Raw genomic sequence first — 11,956 nt, forward strand, 5'->3', positions numbered from 1 at the left:
TAAAAAAGATAGATGCAAACAGCGGAAATGCTGCTTGTATCTATCTTTTTATAATTAAATTATATACTTTCCATATTCAAGAAAGATAAAGCTAGTTAACCAAAAGAATATCGCAATACGAATGATTACATACATAGTAAATTCAAAGGGAGTAAGCTTTCGTTCACGTTTTATTTTTTTAAAAAGTCTAACAGAAAAAAATGAACATAAAAGTAGAACGGCTATAGATATTTTATAAATATTCTCTAACAAACTTACATTTTCTAATAAGTCTTTCAGCATGTTCATCACCTATTCTGTAAAGTATGTTACAGAGAAGTAAATCTTGCGTTGTCTAGTTTCGTTTGTTTTTTATGTTCCCTGTATCATCGATTTCTACGTCAGTTGAAATCGTTTGTAAATATTGTAGAGCTTTTTTCTTTTCGTCCTCATTTACAGGGGAAACTTGGTTGTTGCGAATGATGTAAGGATTGAATGACATTTGGACATCCTTTCCTTTAAAAGTTAAAGTTAATACGCCAGTTTCGGCGCTTTTCCCGCTCACATAACTTGGGAATAAAAAGTTTCCTAATGAGTAAGCGATAGGAACTTTATTATAATACTCAAATCCTTGAAGCCAATGTGGGTGACTTCCGACAATCGCGTCAGCTCCTGCTTCAACCATTTTAGGAACATATTGTTTTTGGTATTCTACCGGACGATTTGATTTTTCAACGCCCCAATGCATATAGACAATTAAATAGTCTGCATCTTGCTTTTGCTCTTTAATTGTTTTTGTTACGAGATTTAAATCATATCCGTTCGCAACACCAGGTTTATTGTCACCAGCTACCCAATTCGTATCAGGCATAAATCGAACGAAGGAAAGAAATTTGAACTTTTTCCCTTTTACGGTCATTTCACGTGCTGTATATGCATCTTTCGCATTTTTTCCAGCTCCAATGTAAGGGAACTTTAATTTTTCTACGTGAGAAATCGTGTCTAATAATCCATCTTGCCCATAATCAAGTGTATGGTTATTTCCGATATTTACGATGTCATATCCAGTGTTTTTTATCGCTTGAAGCGTGGATGGATCACTTTTAATCCAAAACAGTTGTCCAGGGGCTTTCTTTTCTCTCGTTGTAAATGCTGACTCTAAATTAACGAAAGAAATATCAGCTTTTGTTATTTCTTCTTTTACATGCTGGAATGGATAATCAGCCCCGTTTTTTTCGATTACAGGACGTAATTGCCAATCGAACATAGTATCACCAGAAAAAGTGAGTGTGATTTCCGGATCTTCTATTTTCTTTTCATTTGTTGAAGCGGTTTTACTAGATTTGTTTTGCAAATCGGATTTGTCTTTCGCTTTTGAAGTAAAAGAGTAGTTAACTAATAAAACAATTGGTGTAATGCAAAAGGCTATTAACAGAAATCGTTTTAGTAAAGTTTTCATAAATACCTTCCCTTTTGAGTTTATACCGCAATTTGTAGGCAGTAAAACTCGCGCTAGTTAAAGTTTCACTTTATGTATAACTACAAAAAATTGCGGTTTATGTAGTGAAAAACCTTTGTTAATATTCTCAATATTAAGTTAACATATAGATAACCTGTAAATCAATGAATAAACCAAAATATAGAAATAAAGAATTCGAAGGGTGAAGAATGAGAAATGGTTATTTTAGGAGCAGTTGTAAATGGGATTTGTATTATATTTGGTACTTTACTAGGTAAATTATTTAGTAGAATTCCAGAAAGTATGAAGGGAACAATTATGCATGCAATCGGTTTAGCGGTTACTGTGCTTGGACTTCAAATGGCATTGAAAAGTGAAAACTTTCTTGTTGTCATACTAAGTTTAGTAATTGGTACCGTCATCGGGGAATGGATAGGATTAGAGGGGAAGTTAAAACAGTTAGGAGATTGGCTAGAAAATAAAGTTGGATCGAAAGGGAAAGGAAGCATATCAGAAGGCTTTGTAACAGCTACTTTAATTTTTGCAATTGGCGCGATGGGGATACTTGGTGCACTCGACAGCGGGATTCGCGGAAATCATGATATTTTATTTACAAAGGCGATTATCGATGGATTTATTTCTATTATATTAACGACAACTTTAGGAATTGGTGTAGTGTTTTCGGCAATTCCAGTTATTTTATACGAAGGCGGTATTGCGGTTTTTGCAACACAAATTAATAGTTTGGTCCCGAAAGCATTAATGAATCAATTTATAGTGGAAATGACAGCTACAGGTGGTATTATGATAGCCGCTATTGGATTGAACTTACTTGGTATTATTAAAATTAAGGTGGCAAATTTACTGCCAGGTATATTGGTAGTTGGTATAATTGTTTCACTTATTTATGGTTACGCTTTAATAGTAAAGTAGTAGGGGATGAAGGTACATATGGAGGGATTTCAATTTACAAAACGTGTTCATAACATATTGCAGATTGCAGCAGAAGAGGCGGAAAGTAATATTATTCAACCAGTTTATTTGTTTATTGGCATGTGTAAAGAAGGTACTGGAGTATGCAGTGAGTTGTATATGTATTTGTTTCGTCACATTGGTGCGGACTTTTTAGAAAAGCTTTCAATACGAAACCAATACGATTTAAAGGATCAAGGGTATAAAGAAATAGGACAATATAAGTTATCTTATAAGGTGTTAGAAATTTTACAAATAGCGAAGAGACGTATGGAACGTTTTCAACAAGTAATAATGAATGAAGGACATGTTATAGATGCACTATTTCGAGCGGATACGTTTATTGAAAATCTACAAATACAAAAAGATATATTACGTATTCTAGCTGAGCCAAGAGATTTAGCGGTTGATCTAAAATGTTTTGTTCCTACTTATAATGATTTAACTTGTACTGTTAGAAAGGCTAACCTTTCTGATTTTGAAAAATTAGCAAGTTTTGTTGCAGCAGAATTTGGTGAACGTTGGTTACGTTCAATAGAATATGGATTTCGTACATATAAAGAAAACTTACCTATTTATATAGCAGAACAAGAAGAAGTGATAGTAGGTTTCGCTTGTTATGATGTAGTGAGAGGGAAGAAAGGATTGTTTGGTCCAATGGGCACAGCAAAGCAAAATCGTGTGAAAGGTGTAGGTAAGGAATTGTTACATCGTTGTTTACATAGTATGAAGCAAGATGGATATGAATACGCAATAATTGGACAAGCAGGTCCGATTGAGTTTTATGAAAGAAATTGTGATGCGCGTTTAATACCGTTAGAGAATAAGTGACCAACTCCATATAGGGGAGTTGGTTTTTTTATGAAAATAATGTAGGGAAGTAGTGATTCTTACTAGAAAATAGCGGGTTTTGTAGTAAATCTTACAAATAAAGCAAATTACTAAACTTTTTACAAGAAAGGGTGTAGAATGGGTATCTAAAGAAAGAAGGTGTGAAAATGGCCAGCTGGAAACGAAATTTGATGATTTGTTGGCTAGGTTGTTTTACCACTGCAGCCGGTATGAGTTTAGTAATTCCTTTTTTATCTTTTTATATTGAGGAATTGGGGGTAACTGGAACTTCGAGTATTGCACAGTGGTCGGGACTTGCATTTGGTATAACATTTTTAATGGGTGCGATCGTATCACCAATATGGGGGAAACTTGGTGATATACATGGACGGAAATTGATGCTGATTCGTGCGAGCCTTGGTATGGCGATTATTATGACGCTTATGGGATTTGTAACGGATGTGTATCAACTAGTCGCACTAAGATTTTTAATGGGAGCAGTATCTGGTTTCCTTTCAACGGCGATGACATTTATTGCGGCAGAAACTCCGAAAGAGCATTCAGGTTGGGCAATCTCCACAATTTCAACAGGTGGAGTGAGCGGTTCTTTACTTGGTCCATTACTTGGTGGTTATTTGTCAGAGTTAATTGGAATGCGCCATGTTTTTCTTGTTACAGGAGCTTTTTTATTCCTTTCTTTTCTCATCGTTTTTTTCTTCCTACATGAAGAGAATCACTCCGCTCAAGCAAAAAAAGTACAAACGAAAAAAGTATGGACGATGGTTCCAGCGAAGCATTTAATTATTAGTTTGTTTGTAACAACATTTATTATTCAACTTGCGAACATGTCAATTCAACCTATTATTACATTGTATGTAAAAAATTTAGAAGGCCCAGGAACAGCTCATATTGAAATGATTGCAGGCGCAGTTATGTCAGCGACAGGGTTAGCGGTTATTTTGGCAGCACCAAGACTAGGAAGATTATCAGATCAAATCGGTCCTCAAAAAACGTTAGTTGTAGCGTTGTTTGCTGCAGGAATTATTTTTATCCCGCAAGCATTTGTAACCTCAGCTTGGCAACTATTAATTCTTCGATTTTTATTAGGTATCGCACAAGCAGGATTATTACCTTCCGTACAAACTCTACTAAAACAACATACACCAACCCATGTAACGGGACGAATATTTGGATATAATCAATCGTTTCAGTTTCTAGGGAATATGATTGGACCAGTACTTGGTGGACAAATTGCAGCACATGCGGGCTTCCAATATGTTTTCTTCTCTACTTCATCATTACTATTTATTGCGTGCATTTGGGTTTATTTTCATAATAAGAACGAAGAGGTATCAGAGAAACGACATTTGGAAGTTAGTTAACTAAGTGAATGAAAAAGGAAAAGGATGAAGCAACGATTGCTTCATCCTTTTCTTTAAAATTGAAGACAAAGATAGCTTAATGTACCAAGCTCGTAACTGCGGTGAATGATTTCACCGTTATTTTCACCGCTTCCCATAGCGATAAATAAAGGTACAAAATGCTCTGCTCTTGGTACTGCTAATTGTGCATGAGGGGCGTTGTTCTCCCAATTAAATAATGCATCTTTATCAGTAGTCTGCATATGTTTAATAATCCAATCATCAAATTCAATGGCCCATTGTTCGGGTGTCGTTTGATTCCATTTCAAAGCTCGTAAGTTATGAACGGTAACACCGCTACCGATTATTAAAATATCTTCTTTTCCAAGTCCTTTAAGCGCTTCTCCAATCTTAAATTGCTCTTTTGCAGGAAGGAATGGATTGACTGAAATTTGGACGACAGGAATATTTGCTTCTGGATACATGCGGTGCAAGAGTGTCCATGAGCCATGATCTAAACCTCTCGTCATATTATGATGGACTGGAATACCTTTGTTTTTAAATTTTGTTTCTAACATAGATGCAATGTTAGAAGAGCCTTTCGCACGATATTTGATTTCGTATAACTCAGGAGGAAAACCTCCAAAATCATAAATTGTTTCATATTCGTTATCTGATGAAGAAATCGTTAATACTTCACTTTCCCAGTGAGCAGTGAAAATAACAATTGCTTTCGGTTTATATGTTTCTCCAAGTGTTTTTAAAAACCTTGTATAGTCTGTATCTTGAATAGCAAGCATCGGTGAGCCGTGTGCTAAAAATAATGATGGCATCATAATAGAAACCTCCCAAAAATATAATAATTACTTTATGTAAGTAACTATATAATTTTATTTTCCGTTCGTCAATATATTAGTTTAAGAGCTAATTGGAAAAGTGAGTCATTTGTCATAATGAAGGCAATTGCATATAATACATAATAAGAATAATGAATGGATATTCATTTTTTGATATACATAATAGAGTTGGGGGCTGACGAAATGAACGTACAGGAAAGTTTCGTTACGGCATTGGATGGATCGGAAATTTATTTACGTAAGTGGCTACCAGAAAGAAATCCGCGAGGGATTATTCAAATTGCACATGGTATGACAGAACATGCAGGTGTTTATACAGACTTTATTGCTGCGTTATTAGAAGCAGGGTATGGTGTTTATGCACATGATCATAAAGGTCATGGGAAAACAGTGAAAAGAGAAGAAGATTATGGTCATTTTAAACCGAATGTAGGTTGGAATGAGGCTGTTTCTGATGTTATTTTTGTATCAGAAACGATAAGAAAAGAGCAGACATGCCCGTTATTTTTACTTGGACATAGTATGGGTTCTTTTTTATCAAGACGTGCTGTACAACTGAAAGGTGAATTATATGATGGATTCCTTATTTCAGGAACTGGTGGAAATCCAGGGCTTTTAGGAAGTATCGGTCATAAAGTAGCGACAATTGAGATGAAATTACGCGGAGAAAAAACGAAAAGTCCAATGTTAAACTTTTTATCATTCGGAAATTTCAATTCGCACTTTAAACCAAATCGTACAAAATTTGATTGGTTATCTTCAGATAATAATCAAGTTGATAAATATATTGCGGATCCGTTATGTGGATTCATTTGTACGACGAGTTTTTATCGAGAATTGTTTTCTGGTGTATTAGAAGTAAATAAGCTAGAAGAGTTCAAGAAAACACCGAAAAACCTTCCAATACATATTTTTTCAGGAGATCGTGATCCTGTTGGGGATATGGGGAAAGGTGTAAAAGAAGTATATGAAAATTATAAAAAATGTGAAGTGAAAGATGTAACGCTGCGTTTATATGAAAATGGCAGACATGAAATGTTCCATGAAGTAAATAAAGATGAAGTATTTCAAGATTTGATTTCTTGGTTAGATAAGCATATTGTATGAGAAGAAACCTCACTTTTTTGAAGTGAGGTTTCTTTAAGGAGATGGAGGAGTAGTTATGAGTGAATTTGTAAATAAAGAATATGTAGAAATAGATTTTCAAGATGTCTTGATTAAAGAAGAGGAATTGAAGAATTGTACATTCATAAAATGCCGTTTTAGAGGGATAGATGCATCGGAAGTTTCTACTGAAAATTGTAACTTCATAGAATGTGATTTTACCGGTTCTCTTTTTAACGCCTCTATCCATAAAGGAACTACATTTGCAAATTGTAAGTTTGTTGGTGCGAATTTATTCGTATCGAAGTTTGAAGAATGTAAAATGACTGGCTCTGATTTTGAAGAAGCGAATTTAGACGGAATAACTATCATATCGGGCGATTGGTCCTATACGAATTTAAGGTTCGCGAACTTAAGTAAACAAATGTTAAAGGGTATACGTTTAATGGAAGCTGACCTATATGAATGTAATTTAGAAAAAGCAGATTTACGTGAAGCGGATTTAACCGGTGCACAATTAGGTAAGGCGAAACTTAGCGGTGCAAATTTAAAAGGAGCGATAGTTGATAGAATTGACTTTACAAGTTTTGATTTAAAAAATGTAACATTAGATATAGCACAGGCAGTTGCGGTAGCTAGATGCTATGGAGCTAAGGTGAACTAAATTGTTTGTAAAACCGTTCAAATTGTTGAACGGTTTTACAGATTATAATAGTTTTAAAAATTACTTTCTATATAAGAAGATATCTCATTAGCAAGACTCGATGTTAATAGTGTAGATACATTGCTTAAAATGATGATTGTAGCCTCTTTGTCAATTAATCGTAAATAGGAGGACGTAAAGCCATTAATTCCGCCGTGATGGAATATAAGTTTATTATTTCTTTCAGTCATACCAATGTTCCAACCGTAACCATATCCGTAAGATTCTGCAGTAAGCATGCGAGATGTCATCCTACTTGATAATAAGCGATTTTCTTTTAGCGCCTTATCAAATCTATATAAATCTTCGGCTGTAGAAACTAATCCACCAGCTGAATATGAATTAGACATATGAATAAATGATGCGTTCCGTAGGCCATTGTTTGGATGTAACTCATACCCAGTTGCTTTATGTTTTTGAATCATATGATTCAAATCAACGCCTGTGTTTATTATAGAGAGTGGGTAGAAAATTCTCTTTTTAAGAAATTCCTCATAAGAAATTCCACTTATAACTTCAATAATTTTTCCTAATATAATATATCCTGAATTCGAATAATTGAATTTTTCACCAGGACTAGATTCAAAGGGACACGCAATAATCCATTGTATTAATTCATTCGGTGTTCGAGGCTGTAAAGATTTTAATAAAAAGTCATGTTGAGCAGTAATATTACCGACTCCAGCAGTATGATTTAATAAATGCTTGATCGTAATTTGATTTCCTTTTGGAAAATCGGGAATGAATCGATCTAAAGTATCATGTAGCTGTAATTCTTCCTCTTCCACCAGCATTAAAATTGAAACTGCTGTGAAGATTTTAGTTATTGATCCAATACGAAACTTTGTTGTAGATGTATTAGGTATGTCCCAATTATAATTAGCTTTTCCAAATGACTGCTTATAAAGAGTCTCTTCTTTATGGACTATTAAAATTGTTCCATTAAATTTTTCGATATTTTTATATAAGAATGAATTGATATATGAGTTTAACAAATTTCAGGCACTCCTTTAAATGTTGGAATATTCGTTACCTGAAATGGAATCCAACGGCATAGGCAATTCCCCCCTACATGAAATGTTTTTTAGAATACTTTTCTATTTTATAATGCAAGTAATATAAGAAGCAAGTTGATTTAAAGTTATATAAAATAAAGGGTTTTTTATTGCTTGTGGCAATACTTTAGCAGTTCATATTTTAAAGGTGGAGAGAAACAATTATGGAAGTAAGAAAATTGATAGTAATTGAAGCTAGTGAATGAAGTGAACTTGTACTACATGTAAAAGCAACAGCTGCCCGTTCATAATAGTAGTATAATAGTAAATGAGGTGTTCATACTATGGAAGATAAAACATTAGGTATACTACTAGATGTAGTTGGGGAATTATTTTCAGATGAAATATCAATTGCCGTTTCGGATACGAAAGAATATATTTACTATCGGCCAAGTAAAAGAATTGATTTAAAGATTAGCGCCGGGGATCCAATTAAGGAAGGGACGATTGCTCATAAAGCAATAGTAACGAAGCAAAAAGCCTCTGAGTTTATTAATCGGGATGTTTTCGGTATTCCTTATAATGGAATGGCCGTACCGTTTTCAAATAATGGGAAGATTGAAGGGTGCGTGACGGCGATTTATCCAGCTTTAACGGATGGAAAGTCAGTCGTTACTTTAAAGACAACAGATGGATGGGTTCCGATTCCTTTTTCAAAGGTGATGTATTTAGAAGCTAAAGATAAAAAGACGTATGTGAATTCAGAAGAGTTAACAGGAACACATAAGTACTCGCTACAAGAATTCGAATACTTGTTGCCGAAAGATTCCTTTATTAGATGCCACCGTTCCTTTATTGTAAATGTTAATCATATTAAAGCGATTTACCCTGATACGCATTCTACTTTTGTACTTTCTATGGATAACGGAGAGAGGGTACCAGTGAGTCAGTCATACGCTAGCTATTTTCGTAAGCTTCTAGGATTCTAAATTTTTCTGCTTTAGAACCTAGATTCGCTGTTTTATCTGAATTTTCGGCATTGTGTACAAAAATCCCTATTTTGATAGTGTTAATGTGTAAAATAATTATGAATATTCATTGAGAGAGGGATTACATATGGAGAATAATTTAGATAGAATTAGGGATCAACGTTTCAAAGATCGAGTAGTTACACCTGAAGAGGCAGTTTCATGGATTGAAAGTGGAATGACTTTAGGTTTAAGTGGATTTACACGTGCTGGGGATGTAAAAGCAGTCCCATTTGCGCTGGTGAACCGAGTGAAGAATGATAAATCTTTTAAAGTAAATGTTTATACAGGGGCTTCTTTAGGTTCGGATGTAGATAAATTATTTGCTGAGGCAGGAATTTTAGGGAAAAGATTGCCTTTCCAAGCCGATGCGACTATGCGAAAAGGAATTAATAACGGAGACTTTTTATTTGTGGATCAGCACTTATCTCATACAGCAGAGTTACTTCGTGCTGACGTTATGGATATAGATGTCGCTATTTTGGAAGCGGTTGCGATTACTGAAGATGGAATGATTATTCCAACCACTTCAATTGGAAATTCCTTAGCATTTTCCTTACATGCTAAGTCTATTATTATTGAAATGAATATGGCTCAATCTACGCAACTAGAGGGGCTGCATGATTTATATGAACCAGGTAAACAAGGGGAAAGACTTCCAATTCCGCTCGTGAAAACGGATGATCGAATTGGAACAATTGGTATCCCAATTGATGCTGAAAAAGTGAAGGGGATTGTGTTTACGAATCAACTGGATTCACCATCGACAATTGTTCCTCCAGATGAAGAAACTGTCATTATGGCACAACATTTAATAGAGTTCCTTCGAGAAGAAGTTAAAGTAGGCCGATTAACAAAGAGTTTAGCACCGTTACAATCGGGAATTGGTTCAGTTGCTAATGCAGTATTGCACGGCATGCTTGATTCGGAGTTTGAAGGTTTAGAAGTGTATTCTGAAGTTTTACAAGATGCGGTCTTTGATCTAATGGACGCTGGGAAAGTTAATTTTGCTTCCTGCTGCTCCATCACGCTTTCTGAAGAGAAAATGCAACAAGTATTTTCTAACTTTGAAAAATATCGTGATAAATTAATGATGCGCCCGCAAGAGATTTCTAATCACCCTGAAATCATTCGTCGCCTTGGATTGATCTCGATTAATACTGCTTTAGAATTAGATATATACGGAAATGTTAACTCTACTCACGTTTTAGGTACAAAGATGATGAATGGTATTGGTGGTTCTGGTGATTTTGCGAGAAATGCACGTCTAGCTATATTTGTTACGAAATCGATTGCAAAAGGTGGTAACATTTCAAGTATCGTTCCTTTCGTTTCTCATGTAGATCATACGGAACATGATGTAGATGTTATCGTCACTGAACAAGGGTATGCTGACCTAAGAGGATTAGCGCCAAGAGAAAGAGTGGAACTGATTATTGAGAGTTGCGTACATCCAATGTATCGTGACCAGCTAAGAGCTTATTACGAAGAAGCACAAACAAGAGGTGGACAAACTCCTCATGTTTTAGAAAAAGCTTTTTCTTGGCATACGAATTATGCTAAAAATGGAACAATGCTTGAAGAGGTAGTAGAAACTGTTTAGAAGTGTAAAAATGATTCTTAATATAATATGCTATACAGGTTAAAAGAAAAAGAACGCCAATTCTCAGGAATGGCGTTCTTTTTCTTTTAAAAAATTGTTACCTATAATAAAGACTTATAAAAATAATCTCTTATTTACGGAAATAAGAGGTTTTTTAAATTATTTTTTCGAATCATTTTAATAGGTTACATATTGAAGGTGAGGAGAAAGAATCATGAAGATAAGAAAAGCGTTAGTAAGTGAAGCAAATGAATTAAGTGAACTTGCACTACATTCAAAAGCAACGTGGAACTATAGCGAAGCATTCATACTTGCTTGTAAGGAAGATTTAACAATTACCGATGAGTACATAAAAAACAATTTTGTATATGTTTTAGAAAACGATAATACGAAGATTGGTTTTTTCTCATTTTTACGTAACGATAAAGCTCTCGATTTCTTATACATTCATCCTCGTTACAAAGGAAAGGGGTATGGGAAAATAATGTGGAAGTTTGTAATAGAGCAAGCAAAGGAACTAGGAATAAAAAGCTTTACGATTGATAGTGATCCGAATGCAAAAGGATATTATTTGAAAATGGGAGCAAAGTTAATCGGAGAGACACCATCAACGGTTTTTAAGGACCGATTACTGCCCCTTTTGAAATATGATGTGTAAAACTATTAATAGTAGGAGAAGCTGAGAATGGATAATGTAAAGGCAAAAAGAATATATGAAGCACTTATAAAATTGTGGTCGATTGAAACAAGTTCAAAGTGGACAAGTGAAAATCTAGCAAAGGGACAGTGTGGTGTAACAGCTTTAGTTGTTCAAGATATATGTGGAGGGAAAATCAAAAAGACAAAAGTTGGAGAGGAGTGGCACTTTTATAACAGTATAGATGGGGAGAGATTTGATTTTACAGAGGCTCAATTCAATGAAAACCTGAACTATTTGGATGTGGAATCAAACCGGGAAGAAGCATTTGCAGATACAAATGAAAAACAATATAGCATTTTGAAGGAAAAGATAATGAAAGAATTGAAATTATCTTTTGACTCTTAATCTTTAATAAGTTACTATA

Annotated in this window: 13 protein-coding genes; 9 read left to right on the top strand and 4 right to left on the bottom strand. The window is 34.6% G+C overall.

The genetic code is table 11. The features are described from left to right. Nucleotides 1–54: 54 nt before the first annotated feature. Together MR113_RS10145 and MR113_RS10150 are read right to left on the bottom strand one after the other, a co-directional pair. Nucleotides 55–282, bottom strand: a complete 228-nt coding sequence (locus MR113_RS10145) for a hypothetical protein (protein ID WP_242253953.1) — start codon at nt 280–282, stop codon at nt 55–57. A 52-nt stretch (nt 283–334) separates the two neighbouring features. Further along, nucleotides 335–1,438 (bottom strand): CapA family protein, encoded by a 1,104-nt coding sequence (locus MR113_RS10150; RefSeq protein ID WP_242253955.1) that lies wholly within the window; start codon nt 1,436–1,438, stop codon nt 335–337. Between the two features lie 216 nt (nt 1,439–1,654). Here MR113_RS10150 and MR113_RS10155 point away from each other — a divergent pair, with 216 nt between their 5' ends. From MR113_RS10155 to MR113_RS10165, 3 genes are all read left to right on the top strand, one after another. After that, the gene (locus MR113_RS10155) at nt 1,655–2,371 is read left to right on the top strand and encodes a DUF554 domain-containing protein (protein ID WP_242253958.1); all 717 of its coding nucleotides are present in this window, start codon (nt 1,655–1,657) and stop codon (nt 2,369–2,371) included. 18 nt (nt 2,372–2,389) lie between these two features. After that, the gene (locus MR113_RS10160; protein WP_396022447.1) at nt 2,390–3,241 is read left to right on the top strand and encodes a GNAT family N-acetyltransferase; all 852 of its coding nucleotides are present in this window, start codon (nt 2,390–2,392) and stop codon (nt 3,239–3,241) included. Nucleotides 3,242–3,408: 167 nt separating this feature from the next. Further along, entirely contained in the window at nt 3,409–4,623 is a 1,215-nt protein-coding gene (locus tag MR113_RS10165; protein WP_063263772.1) for a multidrug efflux MFS transporter, read from the top strand. A gap of 53 nt (nt 4,624–4,676) precedes the next feature. Here MR113_RS10165 and MR113_RS10170 read toward each other — a convergent pair whose 3' ends face one another. Next, nucleotides 4,677–5,438 carry a DODA-type extradiol aromatic ring-opening family dioxygenase gene (locus MR113_RS10170; protein ID WP_061676660.1) on the bottom strand — a complete coding sequence of 254 codons (762 nt, stop codon included), beginning with the start codon at nt 5,436–5,438 and terminating at the stop codon, nt 4,677–4,679. 204 nt (nt 5,439–5,642) lie between these two features. Between MR113_RS10170 and MR113_RS10175 the strand changes: the two genes are divergently transcribed. Next, entirely contained in the window at nt 5,643–6,566 is a 924-nt protein-coding gene (locus MR113_RS10175; RefSeq protein WP_242253961.1) for an alpha/beta hydrolase, read from the top strand. 55 nt (nt 6,567–6,621) lie between these two features. Then, nucleotides 6,622–7,227, top strand: a complete 606-nt coding sequence (locus tag MR113_RS10180; RefSeq protein WP_242253962.1) for a pentapeptide repeat-containing protein — start codon at nt 6,622–6,624, stop codon at nt 7,225–7,227. Between the two features lie 53 nt (nt 7,228–7,280). Here the strand turns inward: MR113_RS10180 and MR113_RS10185 are convergent, their stop codons facing one another. After that, on the bottom strand, nt 7,281–8,261 hold the full coding sequence (locus MR113_RS10185) for a serine hydrolase domain-containing protein (RefSeq protein WP_242253963.1): 981 nt from the start codon (nt 8,259–8,261) through the stop codon (nt 7,281–7,283). Nucleotides 8,262–8,605: 344 nt separating this feature from the next. Between MR113_RS10185 and MR113_RS10190 the strand changes: the two genes are divergently transcribed. From MR113_RS10190 to MR113_RS10205, 4 genes are all read left to right on the top strand, one after another. Next, a complete protein-coding gene (locus tag MR113_RS10190; RefSeq protein WP_242253964.1) occupies nt 8,606–9,250 on the top strand; it encodes a LytTR family DNA-binding domain-containing protein in 645 nt (214 codons plus the stop codon). Nucleotides 9,251–9,377: 127 nt separating this feature from the next. Then, nucleotides 9,378–10,892 carry an acetyl-CoA hydrolase/transferase family protein gene (locus tag MR113_RS10195; protein ID WP_242253965.1) on the top strand — a complete coding sequence of 505 codons (1,515 nt, stop codon included), beginning with the start codon at nt 9,378–9,380 and terminating at the stop codon, nt 10,890–10,892. Between the two features lie 214 nt (nt 10,893–11,106). Further along, entirely contained in the window at nt 11,107–11,550 is a 444-nt protein-coding gene (locus MR113_RS10200; protein WP_061676666.1) for a GNAT family N-acetyltransferase, read from the top strand. Nucleotides 11,551–11,577: 27 nt separating this feature from the next. Next, entirely contained in the window at nt 11,578–11,937 is a 360-nt protein-coding gene (locus MR113_RS10205) for a YunG family protein (RefSeq protein WP_242253966.1), read from the top strand. Nucleotides 11,938–11,956: the final 19 nt, after the last annotated feature.

The sequence above is a fragment of the Bacillus cereus group sp. BfR-BA-01379 genome (genome assembly GCF_022663605.1).
In the GTDB taxonomy this organism is placed as follows: domain Bacteria; phylum Bacillota; class Bacilli; order Bacillales; family Bacillaceae_G; genus Bacillus_A; species Bacillus_A mobilis.